The sequence below is a fragment of the Thiothrix nivea DSM 5205 genome, from assembly GCF_000260135.1.
GTDB classification, from domain to species: Bacteria; Pseudomonadota; Gammaproteobacteria; order Thiotrichales; family Thiotrichaceae; genus Thiothrix; species Thiothrix nivea.
In genome coordinates this window covers 773643-793837 of sequence record NZ_JH651384.1, presented here as the reverse complement: position 1 = coordinate 793837, position 20195 = coordinate 773643, and the positions used below count along the sequence as shown (strand labels likewise).

The following is a 20195-nucleotide window of genomic DNA, read 5'->3' as shown; positions in this document are numbered from 1 at the left end:
CACTAAAGATGGTTGCGGCGGATGTGCTCCAGCAAGCCTGCCGCCGCATCCTCCACCATATCCAGTACCCGCTCAAAGCCGCTGCCGCCGCCGTAATAGGGGTCAGGCACTTCGTCAACATGCCAGCGGGTGGCAAAACGCATGAACAGGTGAATGCGTTCCAGCTGCTCTTGTCGGGCCAAATGCTGCAAATCCTCCAGATTGGAGCGATCCATCGCCAGGATGTAATCAAACCGTTCAAAATCAGGTGATTCCACCCTGCGGGCGCGCTGCCCTGACAAATCCAGACCACGGTTTTGTGCTGCCACTTGTGAACGCTGGTCGGGTGGGTTGCCGATGTGGTAGGCATGGGTTCCGGCAGAGTCGATGGCGATATGTTCAGCTAAACCTTGTGATTGCACCAATTGCTCAAATACGCCTTGCGCGGTCGGGGAGCGGCAAATATTGCCCATGCACACGAACAAAACGCTTACTTTTTTCATCATATCCCAAGACTCCTTATGGTTTGGCGCTTCGGGAAGCGCAGGAATGAACACCCATATGATTAGCCAGGGCTGGGTAAAGCACAACAAAACCGTGAGCTATGCCCTGTCTTTTCTTTACTACCATCTATCCTGCCTGATAGGCGTAAATTTATGCCTATTGCCTACAATAAAAGTCAAGGCACTTATTAGCAGGCAAATTTTATGGCAGTGCAAAAATCACGGTTAAAAAACTGGGGGCTGAATTTTTTGACCGTGGTGATAGGTTTGATGATTGCCTTGGCTGGGTTGGAACTGGTTATGCGTTTCCTGCCCGTGCGTGATTCTTTCATGGCGTTGCCGGTCAATGCAGCCAACCCGATCATTCATTACCCTCCCCATTCCAGCATCCGCTACAGTCTCGGCAGTACCTTTCAGATTGTACAAGATAAAAAGTCCAATAATTACGGCTTTCTCGATGATCATGATTACGTGCCAACCACCAAACCCCTGATGGTGCTGATTGGCGACAGTTTTATCGAAGCCCAGCAGGTTGCCAACCAAGCCACTGCGCAGGCTCTGATCCAGCAACAGCTGGGGGGGCGCGGCAGGTTTTACGGCATTGGTATCCAGAGTTCACCCCTGTCACAGTACCTGGCTTTTGCCCAGTTTGCCCGTCAGGAATTTCAGCCAAGGGCGATGGCTTTTTCAATCGTCGCCAATGATTTCGACGAAAGCCTGCTGAAATACCGCCAGCTTTCCAGCCCGGGGATGCACCTGTTTACTGACACCAGCGCAGATGCCCGCTTACAACTGCTGGAATATGACGGGCATCGTGAAAACGTGCGGGATCTGCTGCGCCATTCCGCCTTGGTACGCTATTTGTACCTGACAGCGCGCCTAAGCCCTGACACTTTGTTGAAAGCTCTGCCCTTCAACAAGGAAGCTGAGGCAGCCCAGCCGCGTTTTGGCGGGGTGAATGCCGAGGTAAGTACAGAAAAACTGGCCGATTCCCGCCGTGTGGTTGACCTGTTTTTCCAGTATTTGCCGGAAAAAAGCGGCCTGCCTGCCGATAAAATTGTGTTTGTACTTGACGGGATGCGTGAAGTACGCAGCGAAACTATGCAGCAAGCAGCTGATAGCAGCTATTTTGGTTTGATGCGGCAATATTTTGCTCAGACAGCCCGGCAGCGTGGCTACGAAGTCGTAGACATGCATCCGGTTTTTTATCAGGCGCAGCAAGACGGGCAAACTGTCGATTTTGTCCCTTTGGACTGGCATTGGAATGAAAATGGGCATAAGCTGGTAGCCGGAGAAATACAAAAATCCGGCGTATTCCAGCAACTATTCAAACAATAACCATGCTTGTAGAACAAACGAAATTCGGTATTCCTTTTCGTAAATACTATTTCTCATCCCCTGAACAGACCGATTGGTCGGAATGTTTCCTGCCGACAGCGTACATGGATTGCTATTCGGCGCGGAAACCGCATTTTTTCCGTACCGAGAACCGCCATACCCTGGTAACTGACCTTTCCCCCCCTGAAGAAACGATTTTCCGAAACTTCCCCAAGGACACCCGGAACCAGATCCGGCGTTGCGAAATTGAACGGCGTTTCACCCTGAATGTGTCCACCCCAATGGAGAAATTCATTCCTCTGTACAATACATTCGCCAAAGCGCGCGGGTTATCGTTGTTTTCGGTGCAAGATGCCGAAGCCATCGGCAGGGAAAATTACTGTATTTTCAGCGTGGATTATGAGGGCAAGCCAGTCATTTGCCACTTCTACCTGCTATCTGCCTCCACAGCGATGGTCAACCTACTGATTTCCGCCAGTTGTCAGGATTACAACCAGGATACGGATATGCGCCGCTCCATGGGGTTTGCCAACCGCTGCCTGCATTGGCAGGGAATGCGTTATTTCAAGGCATCAGGCTTCCAGACCTATGATTGGGGTGGTTATGTGGTTGATGCCAATGACCCGGTCATGCAGGGCATCAACCGCTTCAAACGCACATTCAACGGCAAGCTGACCCCGATTTACAACCATTACTCACCGTTGTACGCTTTTATTGAACATCTGCGCCGAAAGCTGCGAGAATAGCGCGGAACAAAACCAATGGGTTTATTTCCCGTCCAACTCAGGAGCTAGCAATGATGAAACTGTCTACTACCCGCAAACTGTTTGCCTCTGCCGTCATCGCTGTCGGTGTGGTTGCCGCCTCTAACGTGATCGCAGATGATGAACAAAAATCCCCGGAAGAAATGGCAATTGAATACCGTCAGGATGCTTTCCACATGATCAAGTACCATTTTGGCCCAATGGCGGCTATGGTTAAGGGTGACAAGGAATTCAACGCGGAAGCGTTTGCCAAGAATGCTGAAGCGGTAGCCGCCTTAAGCAAGTTCCCCATCAATGGCTTTATCGAAGGCAGTGATATGGGTGAAACCGAAGCCAAATCTGAAATCTGGTCTAACATGGATGACTTCAAGAAGAAGATGGAAACCCTTCCAGGTCGAAGCTGCTTCACTGGCTGAAGTCGCCAAAGGCGGCGACATGGCTGCCATCAAGCCGCAATTCGGCAAAGTCGGTGAATCCTGCAAGGCTTGCCACAAGGAATACAAGGAAGACTAAACGCTTGCCTGCTTCACAAACAATGCCCCTGATCAGGTAAAGCCCAATCAGGGGCATTGTTTTTGCAGTGGGCAGGAAGCTTCAGCCTGCCTGTACTATCTCAGGCGCTTTGGCAAATTGTGGCATGACCTCAGCGGCACGTTTGGCCGCTTCGACCGCAGCCTTGGCTTCATCAGCTTTCCTGTCAACCAGCCAGTCCATGATACCGGCACCAATCCACATGCTGAACAGTGCGACCCAAGCCGTAATCACCAGCATGACACCGCCGGTTACGCCTGCGCCTACCGCACAACCACCGGCCAGCATCCCGCCAAATCCCATCAGGGCAGCACCTGCGAAAAAGCGGGTGAAGCCACTGTCAGCCGTGAACTTTTGCCACTGGAATTCCCGCGTTGCCAATGCAGCCAGCAGGGAACCGATAAAGACGCCGGGAACCAGACCAATATCGAAGCTTAAAGGTAAGGTCGGCTGATTGATCAGCCCCATCAGGGTATCGGCGGAAGAGCCAGTGAAGCTGACGCTTTTGACGGGAACAATGTCAAAGGAATTGGCCGCGTGCCAACTGGTCAGCAACCAGCCCAAAGCCACGGACAGGCCGGTAATGACAGCGGCAAAGCCCCACCACTTGTTGATGCCGCTACGATTTGCCATCCATAACGCCAGGCCCATAAATACCACCCCTAATAGTAGACCACCGTGTGGCGGCAGCCAGGATGCAAAGCTGCGGGCGCTGCCGTCCACCAGCCACCAGGAAGAAATTTCCTCACGCAAGGGTGAAAGCCCGCCACGCAGCGATGCCTGGGCAACAATCGTCACCACCAGCCCTGCCACCATGGTGCGCATATTACCCGTGGCGGAAAGTACCAGCAGGCGGCTGGCACAGCCACCAGCCAACACCATGCCACCACCAAACAGCAAGCCACCAATAATTGCTCCGGACATGGAACCGGTGTTGTTCAACTGGCGGACTTGCCCGATATCAATGGCCCCCATCTCGATGAAGTATTGGGTTCCGAGCATGGCGGCACCAAATGCCAGCAACCAGATGGCAAATTTCTTACCAGTCTGGCCGCGCCAGAACTCCACGCAGGCCGCCCGTAGGCAGAAACGGCTCTGTTGGGCAAATATGCCGAAAATCAAGCCTATAGCCAGCCCAATGATGGCCGCTATTTCGCCGGTGCTGAACTGATCAAATAAAGTTTCAAACATCATCCCATTCCCCCTTCCCCTGAAGTAAAAGCGGGGAAGACATTAACCAAACGCAATGGGTGGTATTTTATTGAGTATATTATTAACGGCTAATGATATGTATCAAGATGAGGGCAATTTAAAGCTTGCCCAGCCAGGCAATGCCGAAATAGACCAAGGCATAAATCACGGCAAATACCAGCAAGCCCAACCACGCGGGCTTGAATGCCAATGATTTGGGTTGTGTTTGCCCGGCAGGCCAGTCAGCCTTGCCGATGAGCATAGCCTTGATCAGGTTGGTGCGTTTGTAGAAACGGTAGAACATGACTGCGGCAATATGCGCACCAGCCAGTAAGAGGATGAGATTGAAAGTGAAATGGTGGATGCTGGTCAGTGACTCAGCCGTTTTGCCGGACACCAGGCCAATCAGCGGCCCTTCCGTCATGATATCGTCGGTAGCGAATAAGCCGGTTACGCCTTGCGTCAGTATGCCCAGTAACAGCGCCAGCACCATCCATGCACCCAGCGGGTTATGCCCGGCATGGAAGGCAGTTGCCTTGCTGGTAAGTTCTTTCAGGTGTTGGAACGCCTTGGCTGGGGAAACCAGAAACTGGCCGAAGCGTGCCGTATCGCTGCCGATAAAACCCCATACGATACGGAACAGCACCAAAGCCAGCAGGAACATGCCGCTGCGCTCATGCCATTCCATCCAGTTGCCACCGGTTTCCGCGCAGAACCAGGAAAAACCCATTCCCAGTACCAATGTCCAGTGGAACAGGCGGGTGGGTAAATCCCACAGGCGGACGGGTGTGGTTTGCATTATTTCAGCCCCAGTACATCCTGCATATCGAACAGGCCGGATTGTTTGTCCTGCAACCAGCCAGCAGCACGCACCGCACCCTTGGCAAAGGTCATGCGGCTGGAAGCCTTGTGGGTGATTTCAACCCGCTCGCCGACGTCCGCAAACATCACGGTATGGTCACCGACGACATCGCCAGCGCGCACAGTGGCAAAGCCAATGGCCTGGCGGTTGCGTTCGCCGGTCACGCCTTCGCGCCCGTAAACCGCACATTCTTTCAGGTCGCGCCCGAGTGCATCGGCGACCACTTCGCCCATGCGCAAGGCTGTGCCGGAAGGTGCATCAACCTTGTGGCGATGGTGGGCTTCGATGATCTCAATATCGACGCTATCGCCCAGTACCCGTGCGGCCATGTCCAGCAGTTTCAGGCACAGGTTAACGCCCACACTCATATTGGGGGCAAATACGACCGGAACCTGTTCTGCCGCTTTGGCAATGGCCGCCTTGCCTGCGTCATCGAAACCGGTGGTGCCGATGACGATTTTCTTGCCGTGCGCAGCACACCACGCCAGATGTGCCAGCGTGGGTTCAGGGCGGGTGAAATCAATCAGTACGTCGAAATCGTTGGCTGCCTGATCCAGCGAAGGTGCAATCAGGACACCATTCGCCCCGACACCAGCGACTGCACCGGCATCCGTTCCAATCAGCGGATTGGAGGGGTGTTCGGTTGCTACGCTCAGTTCCAGACCCTCGGTGTTGGCAATAGCTTCGATCAGTGCCTTGCCCATGCGCCCACTCGCGCCGACGATGGCAATCCTTGTCATTATTTTTCCCCTTCAAACAGGTCTTTGACGAAATCCTTGGCTTTGTCCAGCCAACCGTGTTCCTGCGGGCTGTGTTTCTTGCCGCCTGCGTGCATGGTGGTATCGAGTTCCTCCAGCAATTCGCGCTGGCGCTTGGTCAGGTTGACCGGAGTTTCCACGACCACTTTACAGATCAGGTCGCCGACGCTGGCACTGCGCACAGATTTCACGCCCTTGCTGCGCAGACGGAACTGCTTGCCGGTCTGAGTTTCCGCCGGAATCTTGAGGCTAACCTTGTTGCCGTCCAGGGTCGGGACTTCGAGTTCACCGCCCAGGGCTGCCGTAGTGAAACGGATCGGCACTTCGCAATACAGGTTGTCGCCATCACGCTGGAACAGGGAATGCGCCTTGACGAACACTTGCACGTACAAATCGCCTGCCGGGCCGCCGTTGATGCCCGCTTCACCTTCGCCTGCCAGCCGTACCCGGTCACCATTGTCGACGCCCGCCGGAATGCGCACGGAGAGAGTTTTCTGCTTTTCCTTGCGCCCTTGGCCATTACAATCCGTACAGGGGTCGGAAATGATTTTGCCACTGCCGTGGCAGTGCGGGCAGGTTTGCTGAATGGCGAAAAAGCCTTGCTGGATACGCACCTGGCCATTGCCGTGACAGGTTGGGCAGGTTTGCGGATGCGTACCCGGCTTCGCCCCGCTACCGTTACAGGTGTCGCAGGTCTGCATGGAAGGCACGCGGATGTCGGTGGTTGTGCCGAAAACGGCCTCTTCCAGCATCAATTCGAGATTGTATTGCAGGTCGCTGCCACGGTAGGCGCGGTTGGAACCACCGCTACCGCGCCCGCCACGGCCTCCGCCAAAAATATCGCCGAAAATGTCCTCGAAAATGTCGCCGAAACCAGCCTGCGAGCCACCATTACCCCGGCCAAAGCCGCCAGAGGAAGGGTCAACCCCCGCATGGCCGAACTGGTCATAGGCAGCACGCTTTTGCGGGTCATTGAGAATTTCGTAAGCTTCCTTGGCTTCCTTGAATTTGGCCTCGGCTTCCGTATCATCCGGATTGCGGTCAGGATGGTATTTCATCGCCAACCGGCGGAAGGCTTTTTTCAGCTCATCCTCACTGACGTTTTTTTGTACTCCAAGGACTTCGTAGTAATCCCGCTTGGACATAGGTTCGGTTCCTGCTTAGACGAAATCAGGCACAGCAGGAAAATCCCGCTGCGCCTGTCAGATCAAAAGGCTAAAAGCTTACTTCTTGCCGTCGACTTCTTCAAACTCTGCGTCAACAATGTCGTCATCCGCTGGTTTGCCACCACCAGCCTGAGCCTGGTCGCCGCTAGCCGCCTGACCTTCAGCGCCACCAGCCATGGCCTGCATCAGCTTGCCGGAGGCTTCCATCAGCGCTTCGGATTTGCGCTCGATGACGTCCTTGTTGTCGCCCTTGATAGCATCGCGCAGCTCACTGATCAGGGACTCGATATTGGCACGGTCAGCACCCGGTACCTTGTCGCCGTATTCTTTCATCGACTTCTCGGTCGCATGGATCATGCTGTCAGCCTGGTTGCGGACATCAACCAGTTCGCGCTGCTTCTTGTCTTCCTCAGCGTGCGCTTCGGCATCCTTGACCATTTGCTCGACTTCGGAATCGGACAGGCCGGAAGACGCCTTGATGACGATGTTCTGCTGCTTGCCGGTCGCTTTGTCTTTCGCAGTAACATTCAGGATACCGTTGGCGTCGATGTCGAAAGTGACTTCGATTTGTGGCATACCACGCGGTGCAGGCGGGATGTCTTGCAGGTCGAAACGGCCCAGTGACTTGTTGTCACGTGCCATTTCACGTTCGCCTTGCAGCACATGCACAGTTACAGCAGTCTGGTTGTCATCCGCCGTCGAGAACACTTGTGATGCCTTGGTAGGAATCGTGGTGTTCTTCTGGATCAGCTTGGTGGAAACGCCGCCCAGGGTTTCGATGCCCAGTGACAGCGGGGTAACGTCCAGCAGCAGGATGTCTTTCACGCCACCACTGAGTACGCCGCCCTGGATCGCTGCACCGACTGCAACCGCTTCGTCAGGGTTTACATCCTTACGAGGGTCTTTGCCGAAGAAGTTTTTGACCGCTTCCTGCACTTTCGGCATACGGGTCTGGCCACCAACCAGGATCACGTCGTTGATCTGGGAGGCAGACAGGCCAGCGTCTTTCAGCGCAATCTTGCATGGCTCGATGGTGCGGCTGATCAGGTCGTCTACCAGTGCTTCCAGCTTGGCGCGTGTTACCTTGATGTTCAAGTGTTTCGGGCCGGTGGCATCTGCAGTGATGTACGGTAGGTTTACGTCAGTCTGCTGGCTGGAAGATAGCTCAATCTTGGCTTTTTCCGCTGCATCTTTCAGGCGCTGCATCGCCAGCGGGTCACCTTTCAGGTCAACGCCGCTGGTTTTGCGGAATTCATCCGCCAGATAGTCGATCATACGCATGTCGAAGTCTTCACCACCAAGGAAGGTATCACCGTTGGTGGAAAGCACTTCAAACTGCATTTCGCCATCAACGTCAGCAATTTCGATGATAGAGATGTCGAACGTACCGCCACCGAGGTCATATACCGCGATTTTGCTGTCACCCTTGGACTTGTCCATGCCGTAAGCCAGTGCCGCTGCGGTTGGCTCGTTGATGATACGCTTGACTTCCAGACCGGCGATCTTGCCTGCATCCTTGGTTGCCTGACGCTGGGAGTCGTTGAAATAGGCAGGAACCGTGATGACCGCTTCGGTGACTGGTTCACCCAGATAGTCTTCGGCGGTCTTTTTCATCTTCATAAGGACGCGCGCGGAAATTTCTGGCGGAGCCATTTTCTTGCCGCGCACATCTACCCATGCGTCGCCGTTGTCAGCCTTGACGATTTTGTAAGGCACCAGCTTGATGTCTTTCTGTACCGCATCTTCCTGGAAGCGGCGGCCAATCAGGCGCTTGATGGCATAAAGCGTGTTTTCCGGGTTGGTGACGGCCTGGCGTTTGGCGGTCTGGCCGACCAGCACTTCATCTTCGGTGAACGCGATGATGGAAGGGGTGGTGCGGTCGCCTTCGGAGTTTTCAATGACCCGTGGCTTGTCGCCGTCCATGATGGCGACGCAGGAATTGGTCGTGCCAAGGTCAATGCCGATGATTTTTCCCATGATGTGTTTCTCCAGAATTCTTGGTGTTTGCTCAATTGGCTTGTTAATGTGGGGTTATTCGCCCGTTTTCAAGAGCCCGTGTAACAGATTCTTCATTTTTTGCTGACCATAACCATGGCGGGGCGTACCACGCGGCCATTCAGCAGGTAACCTTTCTGCATGACCATGGAGACGGTGTTGTTGTCAAAGTCGGGGTGAGGCTGCATCGACATGGCTTGGTGGTGCTCGGGGTTGAACGCATCACCCGGCTTGCCGACGGCTTCGATGTTGAATTTTTCCATAACGGTTTCAAACTGCTTGAGAGTCAGTTTCATGCCTTCGCGGATTTGGTCGATGTCGCCTTCCGCCTGTACGCCCATTTCCAGGCTGTCGATGACGGGGATCAGGGCCTCGACGAATTTCTGCGCGGCGTATTTGTGCGCGTCTTCGACCTGTTTGTCGGTGCGGCGGCGCTGGTTGGCGATTTCAGCCTGGGCGCGCAGGAACTGTTCGTAGTTGTCGGCGGCTTCCTTTTTGGCATTTTCCAGTTCGGCTTGCAGCCCTTCAGTGCCCAGCGGTTCAACGTCGGTCACTTCTTGCGCCGCGTCGACAGCTGCATCTTGCGCCCCGGTTGCTGCTGCGTCACGCAGTTCGTTGTCTTTGGGATCATTCATTGTGCTACTCCACAGCGATAAAAATCATTTCGCCGTGGAAAGTAGGGGTTTGGGGTGGGGATTTCAAGGCAAGAAGACAGAAAATTATTGGGATGTGTAACACCCTACCCCAACTATGCGTACAATCTTCGGGAAATGACTAGGAAAGGATAGAATTTGAACTGAGGTCGACAAATTGCTTCAGGCTTCACTTTGGCTGATGGTTTGGATTTGGAAAGAAGCAACTGCTAATCAAAAAACTTATGAAGATACTGCTACCCAAGGAAAATGATAATACCCGCCCTTTATATATTTTTCTCAATGGAATATCAGAGGAGCTTCGCAGCAAGATACACGATAAATTTCAATCTTATACGCAGCATGGCGATGTTTATCATAGCAAACAGCTCAAAACACTGAACTCAAGAATCTGGAACTACAAGGGCACTATCTACAAACTCAGGGTTGACAGCGATCAAGAATCAGCCAGGGTACTGTTTGCCCGATCCAAGGATGGAAATTTAGTCATGATCCATGCCTTCTTAAAATCCACACGAAAAACACCTGCGAAAGAGGCCAAACAAGCGATCTCAATTTATCAAATACTGGAACGCCTTGAAACAGGCGAATTCGTATCATAAGTGCATAACCCGTTAATCGAGACGGGATGCGGCTTTCTTCATCAGGTCAGAGGCAAGATGTGGTAAAAAGCATCCCGAAAAACCACTGACGGGAGAGCTTCATGGCTTACACACAGCTTACCTCTGAGGAGAGGCATTATATCGAAACACGGCACAAGATGGGTGATTCGACGACGGCCATAGCGAAAGCATTGGTGCGCAGCCAATCGACGGTCAGCCGTGAACTGACCCGCAACCGGGGGGCACGCGGCTACCGGCATAAGCAAGCGCACGCCAAAGCGCAGCAACGCCACGCGGACAAACCCAAAGCGGGTCAGGTTGACCCCGGAACTGGCGGGCAGCATCAGTACGCTACTGGAACAGCAATGGAGCCCCGAACAGATCAGCGGCGGACTGAAAGAAGAAGGCAAGACGGCTGTCTGCCCTGAAACCATCTACCAGCAGGTGCTGAAGGATAAACGTGCGGGTGGCAAGCTGTACTTGAACCTGCGCCGCCATGCGAAGAAATACCGCCAGCGTTATGGTCGCCGCACTGGCAGTGTCAAAGGCATCCCCAACCGGGTGGACATTGATGGGTGTCCAGAGGTCGCCAACCAACGTGAACGGCTAGGCGACTGGGAAGCGGACACCATGATCGGCAAGGGACACCAAGGTGCATTGGTGACGCTGGACGGACGCAAATCCAAGCTACGTCTGGCATTTCCCGTGGAGAACAAGACTGCTGAAGCCGTGACGGGCAGCATTATCACCTTGCTGTCCGGCTTCAAGGAGTGGGTACACACGCTCACCTTCGATAACGGCAAAGAGTTTGCCAAACATGGTAAGCGCTTCTAAATCCCCCTCCTTTCAGCGCCCCACGTAATCCCGGACACTCAGCCCATCAGCAACAGATTGCATGGGAGAACACGATGAATCCAGGTCAAGATGGGCGTCTGGCGTACTGGCAAGCCCAGCTCCAACGCTTCCAGTCCTCCGGCCTTTCCGGAGTCCAGTATTGTGAACAGGAACAGTTGAGTTACCACGGCTTTGTCTACTGGCGGCGCAAATTATGCGGTACGGCGGGCAAGCCGCCCGGGGATGGCAAACGCCCGGTATTGCCAGAGCCTTCCGGTTTCGTGACTGTCCGCCCGGCGCAGCCGGGGACAGACGCCCGGACGGGCGATGGCCTGGAGCTGTCCCTGCCGAATGGCCTGGTGATCAGGAATATCCACCCCGGCAATGTGGCCTTGCTGCGCCGGTTGCTGGGGCAGTTGTAATGGCCCGTTATTTCCGCCCCGCCGGGGAGATGCCGGACATTTACCTTTACCGCCCGCCCATTGATTTCCGCAAGGCCGCCCAGGGGCTGGCGGCGATCGTGGCGCAGGAATTGGGCCACGACCCGTTTGCCGGGGCGCTGTACGCCTTCACCAACCGCCAGCGCACGAAAATCAAATGCCTGTATTGGGAAGACAATGGCTTTGTGCTGTATTACAAAGCCCTGGCGGAAGAGAAGTTCCATTGGCCGCAAACGGGGGGATGGCGGGGTGATGGCGCTGACGGCCCAGCAGATCAACTGGCTGCTGGACGGTTATGACATCAGCCTGCTCAAAGGGCATAAAAAGTTGTGCTACGGGGCGCTGTTTTAGCGACTTATCCTGATGATTTTGTTATCATTTAACCCATGGATTTAGCACCGCCGCCAGCCCCCAAAACCACATCCCATAGCGACCTGGACGCTGCCCGCCTGCGCCAGTTGCTGGCGCAGCAAGAGGCGGAATTTGCCGCCGTCCTGAAACAGCGTGACCACCATATCCAGCTCCTGGAAGAAATGCTGCGCCTGGCCAAAATACAGCGGTTTAGCGCCCAGTCTGAAAAGCTCCCCTTCCAGATTGACCTGTTTGATGAAGCCGAGTTGGCAACCGCGCTGGAGGACATCGCCGGACGACTGCCGGAGGCGGAACCCGCCAGGCCCCGCCCCAGCCAACGCCAGCGCGGCTTCCCGCCCGGGCTGAAGCGCCAACGGGTGGAGCTGTTGTTGGGTGATGCGGAAAAGCCGGGGCGACCCGCACGTTTTTCACCAAGGTCAAGGAAGAGCTGGACTACATCCCGGCGCAACTGGTGGTGCTGGAATACTGGCAGGAAAAAGCCGTGTTTGCCGCCGGGGCCAGCCAGGATCCCGCCCCGGCAACGGCAGATGGCGGGCCAACGCTGGTCGCCGCCGCCCGTCCGCCCCATCCGTTGGGCAAATGCCATGCCAGCCTCAACCTGCTGACGCAGGTCATCATCGCCAAATACGCCGATGGCCTGCCCCTGTACCGCCTGGAGGGCATTTTCAAACGCCACGGCGCGGAACTCAGCCGCAGCAGCATGGCCCACTGGATCATCCGTCTGGAGGACAGCTTCAAACCCCTGCTCAACCTGCTGCGCGAAACCCAGAACAGCGGCGCTTACCTGCAAGGCGATGAAACCCGCATCCAGGTGCTGAAGGAGGACGGCAAAAACCGCCCAGGCCGACAAATGGATGTGGGTGGTGCGGGGCGGCCCGCCGAACCAGGTGGCGGTCTTGTTTGAATACGACCCCAGCCGGGCGGGGAGCGTCCCCGAACGCCTACTGATGGACTTCCACGGCATTTTCCAGGCCGACGGCTATTCCGGTTACGCCGCCGTGTGCCGCAACAACGCCATCACCCGCATTGGCTGCTGGGACCATGCCCGCCGCAAGTTCGTGGAGGCCGTCAAGGCGGCGGGCGGCAAACAGGCCCGTGGCAAACCCACCCTGGCGGATATTGCCCTGGGCATGATCCGCAGGCTCTACCGCATCGAGGACAACATCAAGGGTCTGGACACGGCGGAGAAATACCGCCTGCGCCAGCAGTTGAGCGTGCCCCTGCTCAACGAACTGAAAACCTGGCTGGAAACGCAGGTCGGCAAGGTGATGAAAGGCGGCCTCACCCGCAAGGCGATGGAATACTGCCTCAACCAGTGGGAATACCTGAGTGGCTACTGCCAACGCGGCGACCTGCATATCAGCAATGTGCTGGCGGAGAACGCCATCCGCCCCTTTGCCGTGGGCCGCAAAGCCTGGCTGTTTGCCGACACCCCGCATGGCGCGCGCGCCAGCGCCGCCTGTTATTCCCTGATTGAAACCGCCAAGGCCAACGGCCTCGAACCGTATGCCTATATCCGCTATCTGCTGGAGCATATCGCCCAGGCCGACACCCTGGAAAAATGGGAGGCCCTCCTGCCATGGAATGTGCCGCTGGAGAAATGTGCGAAAAAAGTCCCTTTTTTTGACAAGGGCAAGTAGGGCGATTTAACGGCGCTTACCAAACATGAGCAAGTTGCCCAAGCTATTGAGTGCAAAACGTATTTCGCCAAGCCCTACCATTCGTGGGGGCGCGGGCAAAATGAGAATGCCAATGGGCTGTTACGCCAATACTTCCCTAAAGCAATGGGATTGGTGGACGTGACGACTCGACAGGTGTTGGAGGCTGTACATAAACTCAATAACAGGCCAAGGAAGTGCTTGGGGTTCAGGACGCCTTACGAGGTGTTCCGTGAACTGGCAGGCGTCGACGCTGAAAAGTTACTGGGTTATGCACTTATTACTTGAATTCTCGAAGCAATAATTCCACGATGATAGGCAGGATCTTTCTTGCATCATCGTTCATCATCCCATCCACCGGATTTGTAGGGTCGTGGCCTGCATCCAGCTCGTCTTTGTCATCCATACCGTCATTGTCGCTGTCAGGCATATGGGGGTGTGTGCCATGCTGGTATTCCTCCACATTGGTCAACCCGTCACCATCTGCATCTTCGTCAGCATCGGCAGCAAAATTTTTGTTTAAGCCATTGGCTTCTTCCCATGTATCTGGCATCCCATCATCATCATCGTCTGTATCCGTGCTGTCTGGGATGAGGTCGCCATCGTTGTCCAATGATTGCAAGGCATGGAACAGGTTGATGCGCCCATGGCCATAGTAGTCATTGCGGCCATTCACGTAGGGGTAAGGGCCTATCTTTTCAGCAGTACTATGTAATACTTCCCGGATGCTGGCAGCCGTCAGGTTTGGGTCGAAAGCGATAAGGTCAGCCACGACACCAGCAACCAGGGGGGTGGCCGCCGAAGTACCACCAAAATTGCTTGTGTATTCACCAGTCGAGTAGCCACTTGCCGCAACCCGGTCGGTGGTGGTGATACGCTGGTTCTGGTTGCTGGAAGGGGCAACCACATCCAGTTCCGGGCCGAACTGGCTATAGTAGGCGCGCTCTTCCAGCCCGCTGATGGCACCATCTGTGCTTGCCCCCACGGCAATGGTGTCAGGGTTGGAGGCCGGGTAGGCAACTGCATTGTGATGGCCGTATTGCCCTGGCGTATATTGGTGTGTCAGGCTGCCATCCACATAAAACTTGAAATAGTCATAGTTCATTTCCGATGACACCCAAACCCAGTAACTGAGTTCCCCCGCCGGAATGTTGCGGGTGGTATGCAGGTGGGTACTTTGGTTGCTGGAAATATTCCCGGCTTTGATGGATTTGCCTACAGCACCACGCGCATGTACGCCATCCTGCACGACCGTCCAGGCTGAATCGCCAGTCGTGTTGAAACCGGCGGGTGTAGTGCCTGTTATGGCATTTTCAAAATTGCTTACTTCACCACCCGGCCAGGTAATATCGTCCAGCCATACTGTGTTATACCCTTGGGTAATATCGGTATCGTTGGAGAACACCCACTCAAATACATGTTCGCCAGCCGTCAGATTAGCTAGATTGAATTTCACCCATCCACTGGCATCGTTTCCGGTGGCAAACAGCAGGGGTACACCTTTGTTGCCCCGGCGTGCACCGCTAATAGTGCCGTTTACGACATCCGCAATCGCTGAATCCAGCGTATTTTCACAACCGCCTACACTCCAGCTATTGCTCGCTACGTCAGCGTATTTACCTGCGTAACGCAATGTATTGGCCAGGTCAGTACAGTCATAGCCCCAACGCAAAGGCAAAATTTCGGCATTAACCGCACTCCCGGTGACACCTTGCCCATTGTTTCCCCGTGCCCCGGCTACACCAGCGACCGCAGTGCCATGGATCTCCGATGATGCATTGGGGCTTGGGTCGTTGTCGCGGGAAAAAAAATCCCAGCCTTGGTAATCGTCAATGTAGCCGTTACCATCATCATCAAGGCCATTCAACTCTTTTCCGTCGCCACTTTCCCCAGGGTTGTGCCAGATGGGCAGGTCGGGGTGGCTGGTCTGGATACTGTCGTCGATAATGGCAATGACTGTATTGTTGCCCTGGCTGATTTCCCAGCCTTCCGGGGCATCAATATCAGCATCTGGCAGGGCACCGTTTTGGCCAGTATTGTGTAAATGCCATTGTTCCGGGAAAAGGGGATCATTAGGCATAAAGCCCATGCTGACCGGTGGAGCCAACAGCAAAGGTTCTGCCCATTGGATGAAATCCAGTTGTGCCAGTTCCCTGGTCAGCCGGAATACAGCGGCAGCATCCGCAACATCATCCCCCAATGTCAATTGGTACTCCCGGTTGGAAAATCTCAGGGGTGTTATTGTCATGATCTCGGGATGATTTTGCAGTACTGCCAATCCTTCAGTCTCATGGGTGCTTTCCACCAAGTGCACGATGATGCCACGGCTCACTGCAATCTCTGGGCTAGCTTTGTGTTTATCAGCCTGTAAGACCGGTGAGATGAATGCGCCTGTTCCGGCAATTTCTTGCATATCGGCGAATAACTTGTCCCGATTTACGGGGGATTTTGGGGTGAATACCAGTTCATGGGTGAAAGCCGTGTTTTTTTCCAGATAAATATCGTTGGCGTGTTGTGAGAGGATGCCAGGCGCAGCAGTATTGATAATGACTTTACCGGGAGGGTTTACCAATACGTGCAGGTCATCCTTGCGGCTAAATTGAACCAGGGAGCCATCCTGCCGGTAGTAGTAGAATTCCTTGTCAGCAAGCTGGCCAACCGCTGTATTGGCAGGTGTATTGGGGCGTGATTTCACCTTACCTTTGGGGAAAGGTGTTTTTTGCCCGAAAACTGCTTCGGTGACATTGCCGGTTTCATCCGGCGAGGCGGAGGCATATGCCAGTGTTAATAAGCAAGGTATTACCAAAATAAAGGGTAGCAATACCTGCTTAAATAAATCAGAGGTAGGCGGCAAACGCTTTTTCATGAGAATACAGCCTAATTCTCTAGCAACATCTCCATAATAATCGGAATGATATTCACTGCATTATTACTGGTCGCATCTGATGGGTCAGTAGGATTGCGTCCTTGCTGGTATTCCTCCAGATTACTGGTGCCATCACCGTCATTATCTGCATTAGCATCATTCACAAATGGGTTCAAGGGATTTGACCCTGTCAGGTATTGGTTTTCCCAGGCATCCGGCATCCCGTCATCATCGTCATCATCGTCACAAACATCGCCTTGTGCATCATTGTCGTTATTTTCTTGATTGGGATTGGCAATTGTTGGGCAATTATCAGTGGCATCCGGTTTGCCATCACTATCCTGATCAGCCGCGTTGTCTGACAGGGCGAATGAGCCGTAAGCGGTTATCCCAGAACTATCCACCCATAATGCCTCGCCGCTACCACCACGGGCAGATGTGTTTTGAGCCACCCAGGTTCCACCACCGGTATTGATATAGGCATTGGGTGCGGTATTACCGTTACTCTCAGCACTGCGGTAATAAAAGCCAATATCCGCTGTCTGGTTAGTGGTGGGTGTTATGCTATAACAACGTTTAACCCCCGTGGCAGGCGGGCCTGAAGCAGAACACTGCTGATTACCCTGCACCACGACGGTGGTGCTGCCCATAGAGCCAGAATTCGGAACGATGTCGATACCGTAGTATTTTTCAGCAGTACCGGCAGCATTTCTAATCCGGGTAAACTCGGTAACAGCGCTATTTGCAGCCGTTCTGGTTTGCTTAATCCCCCCGTTATTGGTAACCGTTCCTTCTACAGTAATCGTATGGGTGGAGAAATCTGCCAGCCCCCCATTATCTGTTTGCAGGTTGTTAGCAATCGTAACATCACCATTGAATGTAGTCGTACCTGAGCCAATGGTTAAATTATGGAAATCCAACTTGCCAACTCCCGCAAGTGAGATGTTATCAAATTTGTTGTAATAACCTGTTTGAGTGCTGTTAATTCCAATGTAGTAAATACCATCGGCAGGAACGCTAAAATTAAATGATGTGGTCTGGAATGCAGTGGAAATGTTCGAGTTATTAATTGAACCAATTAACGTGTTCATTCCACCTGAATTTTGCGTATTGCCGTAGTGAACAGCAATGGAGCTGATTCCCGATCCTTTCTTATAGTCAAAACTGAAGGTATATAAAATACCAGTTTTCAGGCTCAATGCGTTTGTGAAAAGCCAAGCATTGGTTGAATCATGCCAGTGGTAAGCTATTGAGCTGCCAAAAAGAAAGGATGAGCCGTCTCCTGAACGGTTCCAGCCCGATGGGCCACTACTCACGCAGCCACAAGTTGATGGAACAGAATCAAAGTTCTCATTTAGCAGGGTTGTATGGGTGGTTTCATCAATATTCTGGTTTGTTCCATCAAAAATGACGGTGCTTGTATCCCTGTTAAACCCACCGCCCAAGTCATTCCAGTTACCGGCAATATTGATCGTATAAGTGGCGGCGTTGAGAGTTGCTCCGGCGCTAATCTGAAGATTCCCATCAATATTGAGATTGCTTTCCAGGGTAACTTCACTAGTGTCGGAGCCACTGCCGATTTGCACATTGTTGAAAGCTGATGAAGATGTGATGCCTATGCCAATCGGGCCGCTGAAGATAACGGTTCCGCCGGTCGCATTGAAGCCCCCTGCGTCTTTCCAGCTCCACCCGACAGTGAGTGTTCCCCCACTCATGTTCAGGGTCGCGCCGCTGGCAATAGTTAGTTCGCGTGCGGTTACGGAGCCTGAAGCAATGGTAGGGTAGGTTCCCAAACCACTGGGGATATAAACATTGTCATAGGAGCGTGGCGCGCGAAAAACCGCAGTGGTTGCGCCAGGAGCGCCTTCATTGATTGTCCAGTTATTCGCATTTGTCCAATCTGAATTGACCGCGCCGGTCCAGGTCAGGCGGCTATCACGGAATTGTGAGGTAATGGCGGCTTTTGTGTTGAAATTCGTCGTGTTATCCGCATCACATTCCACCGTTGGGTTTGCACTCCCCTCCGCACAGCTTGTGCTTGTGCCACTGGCGACCCCGGTTGGAGACCCTGCATAATTAACTGCCGGATTGGAGAAGTATGCAATGGTGGGACAAGAAATACCTAAAGCAGAACATCGGTTTCCATAGGACATAATGGTACGGAAACGATTGGTGGTATCGATATAACCATGCGCGATTGTCGCTGGACTTGTACCACTATCGACATACCAGTCATGGCGGCTGCCCATATTATGTCCCAGCTCATGCGCAAAAACTGACTGACCAAATGAACAACCATTCATAGTCCCAAAACCCAGGTTCTGCCAGCCAACATTGTCATTAGTGGTTTGCAGGTAAGCCAGTCCTCCACAACTCGAACCACTGCTTGGGGTAAAAAACATTACAAGGTCAGCATGATATTCGTCCCGCTTACTATGTAAACCATTGATACCACCATTTTTTGCTGTGGTTAGCGCATCATCTAATGAACCCGTATCGGAATAGTTAAAGCCATCAACATTACCAACCAGCCAAACCCTTTGATTAATATTGCTGTTTTCATAAGCTTGGTTGGTATAGGCAATGAACAACTCGGCATAAGCTTGCGCGTCTGCGGCAGCGACAGAACCACCACTGGAGTCCTGATCATAAGCAACATAAACATCAATGATGGAGCCGTCATCATTGGAAATTTCAACCGGTAAATCTTGTGGCTTGATAAGGCCAGTATTGTCTTGCTTTGCCGGAATGCGGGCGTCATTTTCCCCGGAAAGCAGCGACAAGTCCCGAATCTGCTCAATCACATGAATATCATTACCGACTGGACGAATGGAGAACTGGCCTCGGCGAGGCAATTCGGCAGCACCATACACAAAACTACCTTTCTGTATCACGAAAATGATGGTGCTACCTGGCAGGCTTTCCACCTCCCCGACCCATGTCTGACTGCCGGAATCATTGGTATAGGTTTTGGTTTTTTTGACCTGAAACACAGCATCGTCAAACAGGTTCAAGGTAATGGTTGCCTGTTGCTCTAGTGAAGTAGCCTGTTGCAAATCAGCTGGCAGGGTGGTCTGTTGCTTGCCAAGGAGCTGTCCAACATCTATCTGGACTGTACGGCTACGCAACGCTGCGTCTGTAACATCAACCTGAACATTGGGAGAAGGAACGACTGTAAACAGCCCTTCCGTGGATGTTGTAGTTGTAGGCGTGCTTGCGGCTTTTGCCGCTGTTGAATAGACAAATGTGAGGAAAAGAGTAAAAATTAAATAGAAGATCGGCAGATACAAAAGAGAAGTCTCTTGTCTGAGATGCATTTTTACCTGTGATCGTGATGTTGTGATGTGCGCTAGTGGTGCAAGCCAGCTGCTCCCCATGATAAAGCCCTCTTCCCCTGTTGATGTCCTGCCAAGCATGATAAAGATCATGTATTGAGTAATATTAACACACTATTCGGTTAATAATAGAACATATTAATATTTAGATTTAAAAATAGGATAAGGAGTCTACTAATGCATACGACGATTGCTGACAAAACACCGGGCGAGTAGGTGGGTATTCGATTTTGCTTGGTCAGAACACATATCGCAATCGTTAGTCAAAGTCTATGCCATGCCCATTCATAGTGTGCGGATGGTGTTTCGCTAATGTGTTGGTGCGGTCTATAGTGGGCTAAGGGTTTA

Annotated in this window: 18 protein-coding genes and 2 pseudogenes; 11 read left to right on the top strand and 9 right to left on the bottom strand. The window is 53.3% G+C overall.

Features of this window, described 5'->3' with window-relative positions; genetic code table 11:
- Window positions 1-2 precede the first annotated feature (2 nt).
- Window positions 3-485: a low molecular weight protein-tyrosine-phosphatase gene (locus THINI_RS04175; RefSeq protein WP_002707403.1), complete on the bottom strand. Its 483-nt coding sequence runs from the start codon at window positions 483-485 to the stop codon at window positions 3-5.
- Window positions 486-686: 201 nt separating this feature from the next.
- Between THINI_RS04175 and THINI_RS04170 the strand changes: the two genes are divergently transcribed.
- The 4 genes from THINI_RS04170 (at window position 687) to THINI_RS27165 (ending at window position 3097) form a co-directional block, all read left to right on the top strand.
- Window positions 687-1820 carry an alginate O-acetyltransferase AlgX-related protein gene (locus THINI_RS04170; protein WP_002707402.1) on the top strand — a complete coding sequence of 378 codons (1134 nt, stop codon included), beginning with the start codon at window positions 687-689 and terminating at the stop codon, window positions 1818-1820.
- A 104-nt stretch (window positions 1821-1924) separates the two neighbouring features.
- A complete protein-coding gene (locus THINI_RS04165) occupies window positions 1925-2566 on the top strand; it encodes a hypothetical protein (RefSeq protein WP_154724344.1) in 642 nt (213 codons plus the stop codon).
- A gap of 50 nt (window positions 2567-2616) precedes the next feature.
- Window positions 2617-3000, top strand: a complete 384-nt coding sequence (locus THINI_RS25920) for a c-type cytochrome (protein WP_086014498.1) — start codon at window positions 2617-2619, stop codon at window positions 2998-3000.
- Window positions 2945-3097, top strand: coding sequence for a cytochrome c (locus THINI_RS27165; RefSeq protein ID WP_211206959.1), 153 nt, complete (start codon window positions 2945-2947; stop codon window positions 3095-3097). Before THINI_RS25920 ends, THINI_RS27165 begins: the two co-directional genes overlap by 56 nt.
- 81 nt (window positions 3098-3178) lie before the next feature.
- Here the strand turns inward: THINI_RS27165 and THINI_RS04155 are convergent, their stop codons facing one another.
- The 6 genes from THINI_RS04155 to grpE all read right to left on the bottom strand — a co-directional run bounded on the left by THINI_RS04155 (window position 3179) and on the right by grpE (window position 9722).
- The gene (locus THINI_RS04155) at window positions 3179-4309 is read right to left on the bottom strand and encodes a YeeE/YedE family protein (protein WP_002707400.1); all 1131 of its coding nucleotides are present in this window, start codon (window positions 4307-4309) and stop codon (window positions 3179-3181) included.
- A 115-nt stretch (window positions 4310-4424) separates the two neighbouring features.
- Window positions 4425-5105, bottom strand: coding sequence for a cytochrome b/b6 domain-containing protein (locus tag THINI_RS04150; protein ID WP_002707399.1), 681 nt, complete (start codon window positions 5103-5105; stop codon window positions 4425-4427).
- Window positions 5105-5908, bottom strand: coding sequence for a 4-hydroxy-tetrahydrodipicolinate reductase (dapB, locus tag THINI_RS04145; protein ID WP_002707398.1), 804 nt, complete (start codon window positions 5906-5908; stop codon window positions 5105-5107). The genes THINI_RS04150 and dapB overlap by 1 nt, the downstream gene beginning before the upstream one ends.
- Window positions 5908-7071 (bottom strand): molecular chaperone DnaJ, encoded by a 1164-nt coding sequence (gene dnaJ / locus THINI_RS04140; RefSeq protein ID WP_002707397.1) that lies wholly within the window; start codon window positions 7069-7071, stop codon window positions 5908-5910. Before dnaJ ends, dapB begins: the two co-directional genes overlap by 1 nt.
- A 78-nt stretch (window positions 7072-7149) precedes the next feature.
- Window positions 7150-9069, bottom strand: a complete 1920-nt coding sequence (gene dnaK, locus THINI_RS04135) for a molecular chaperone DnaK (protein ID WP_002707396.1) — start codon at window positions 9067-9069, stop codon at window positions 7150-7152.
- 92 nt (window positions 9070-9161) lie between these two features.
- The gene (gene grpE / locus THINI_RS04130; RefSeq protein WP_002707395.1) at window positions 9162-9722 is read right to left on the bottom strand and encodes a nucleotide exchange factor GrpE; all 561 of its coding nucleotides are present in this window, start codon (window positions 9720-9722) and stop codon (window positions 9162-9164) included.
- 242 nt (window positions 9723-9964) lie between these two features.
- Between grpE and THINI_RS04125 the strand changes: the two genes are divergently transcribed.
- The 7 genes and pseudogenes from THINI_RS04125 to THINI_RS25000 all read left to right on the top strand — a co-directional run.
- The gene (locus tag THINI_RS04125) at window positions 9965-10342 is read left to right on the top strand and encodes a type II toxin-antitoxin system RelE/ParE family toxin (protein ID WP_002707394.1); all 378 of its coding nucleotides are present in this window, start codon (window positions 9965-9967) and stop codon (window positions 10340-10342) included.
- A 101-nt stretch (window positions 10343-10443) separates the two neighbouring features.
- On the top strand, window positions 10444-10770 hold the full coding sequence (locus THINI_RS24075) for a helix-turn-helix domain-containing protein (protein WP_081485765.1): 327 nt from the start codon (window positions 10444-10446) through the stop codon (window positions 10768-10770).
- Complete coding sequence (locus THINI_RS04120) at window positions 10661-11176, top strand: IS30 family transposase (protein ID WP_050987995.1); 516 nt, start codon at window positions 10661-10663, stop codon at window positions 11174-11176. The genes THINI_RS24075 and THINI_RS04120 overlap by 110 nt, the downstream gene beginning before the upstream one ends.
- Before the next feature lie 74 nt (window positions 11177-11250).
- Window positions 11251-11598: an IS66 family insertion sequence element accessory protein TnpA gene (gene tnpA / locus THINI_RS25585; protein ID WP_002706643.1), complete on the top strand. Its 348-nt coding sequence runs from the start codon at window positions 11251-11253 to the stop codon at window positions 11596-11598.
- Window positions 11598-11915, top strand: coding sequence for an IS66 family insertion sequence element accessory protein TnpB (gene tnpB, locus THINI_RS25580; RefSeq protein ID WP_169314582.1), 318 nt, complete (start codon window positions 11598-11600; stop codon window positions 11913-11915). Before tnpA ends, tnpB begins: the two co-directional genes overlap by 1 nt.
- Window positions 11916-12002: 87 nt before the next feature.
- Window positions 12003-13628 (top strand): annotated as a pseudogene (gene tnpC / locus THINI_RS04105) (IS66 family transposase).
- A gap of 21 nt (window positions 13629-13649) precedes the next feature.
- A pseudogene (locus THINI_RS25000) lies at window positions 13650-13934 on the top strand (IS30 family transposase); the annotation flags it as partial.
- Here THINI_RS25000 and THINI_RS04100 read toward each other — a convergent pair.
- On the bottom strand, window positions 13927-16512 hold the full coding sequence (locus THINI_RS04100) for a S8 family serine peptidase (protein WP_002707393.1): 2586 nt from the start codon (window positions 16510-16512) through the stop codon (window positions 13927-13929). The pseudogene THINI_RS25000 and the gene THINI_RS04100 sit on opposite strands and share 8 nt — an antisense overlap.
- Before the next feature lie 11 nt (window positions 16513-16523).
- Window positions 16524-19940 carry a zinc-dependent metalloprotease family protein gene (locus THINI_RS04095; RefSeq protein WP_081485763.1) on the bottom strand — a complete coding sequence of 1139 codons (3417 nt, stop codon included), beginning with the start codon at window positions 19938-19940 and terminating at the stop codon, window positions 16524-16526.
- Between the last annotated feature and the right edge of the window lie 255 nt (window positions 19941-20195).

What these genes read in the sequence shown, in the direction of transcription:
- THINI_RS04125 (WP_002707394.1), top strand. Translation starts at nt 9,965, where the DNA reads ATGAAGATACTGCTACCCAAGGAAAATGATAATACCCGCCCTTTATAT.
- THINI_RS04165 (WP_154724344.1), top strand. Translation starts at nt 1,925, where the DNA reads ATGGATTGCTATTCGGCGCGGAAACCGCATTTTTTCCGTACCGAGAAC.
- THINI_RS04100 (WP_002707393.1), bottom strand. Translation starts at nt 16,512, where the DNA reads ATGAAAAAGCGTTTGCCGCCTACCTCTGATTTATTTAAGCAGGTATTG.
- THINI_RS27165 (WP_211206959.1), top strand. Translation starts at nt 2,945, where the DNA reads ATGACTTCAAGAAGAAGATGGAAACCCTTCCAGGTCGAAGCTGCTTCA.
- dapB (WP_002707398.1), bottom strand. Translation starts at nt 5,908, where the DNA reads ATGACAAGGATTGCCATCGTCGGCGCGAGTGGGCGCATGGGCAAGGCA.
- THINI_RS04095 (WP_081485763.1), bottom strand. Translation starts at nt 19,940, where the DNA reads ATGATCTTTATCATGCTTGGCAGGACATCAACAGGGGAAGAGGGCTTT.
- THINI_RS04155 (WP_002707400.1), bottom strand. Translation starts at nt 4,309, where the DNA reads ATGATGTTTGAAACTTTATTTGATCAGTTCAGCACCGGCGAAATAGCG.
- dnaJ (WP_002707397.1), bottom strand. Translation starts at nt 7,071, where the DNA reads ATGTCCAAGCGGGATTACTACGAAGTCCTTGGAGTACAAAAAAACGTC.
- dnaK (WP_002707396.1), bottom strand. Translation starts at nt 9,069, where the DNA reads ATGGGAAAAATCATCGGCATTGACCTTGGCACGACCAATTCCTGCGTC.
- THINI_RS04150 (WP_002707399.1), bottom strand. Translation starts at nt 5,105, where the DNA reads ATGCAAACCACACCCGTCCGCCTGTGGGATTTACCCACCCGCCTGTTC.
- tnpA (WP_002706643.1), top strand. Translation starts at nt 11,251, where the DNA reads ATGAATCCAGGTCAAGATGGGCGTCTGGCGTACTGGCAAGCCCAGCTC.
- grpE (WP_002707395.1), bottom strand. Translation starts at nt 9,722, where the DNA reads ATGAATGATCCCAAAGACAACGAACTGCGTGACGCAGCAGCAACCGGG.
- tnpB (WP_169314582.1), top strand. Translation starts at nt 11,598, where the DNA reads ATGGCCCGTTATTTCCGCCCCGCCGGGGAGATGCCGGACATTTACCTT.
- THINI_RS24075 (WP_081485765.1), top strand. Translation starts at nt 10,444, where the DNA reads ATGGCTTACACACAGCTTACCTCTGAGGAGAGGCATTATATCGAAACA.
- THINI_RS04175 (WP_002707403.1), bottom strand. Translation starts at nt 485, where the DNA reads ATGATGAAAAAAGTAAGCGTTTTGTTCGTGTGCATGGGCAATATTTGC.
- THINI_RS25920 (WP_086014498.1), top strand. Translation starts at nt 2,617, where the DNA reads ATGATGAAACTGTCTACTACCCGCAAACTGTTTGCCTCTGCCGTCATC.
- THINI_RS04170 (WP_002707402.1), top strand. Translation starts at nt 687, where the DNA reads ATGGCAGTGCAAAAATCACGGTTAAAAAACTGGGGGCTGAATTTTTTG.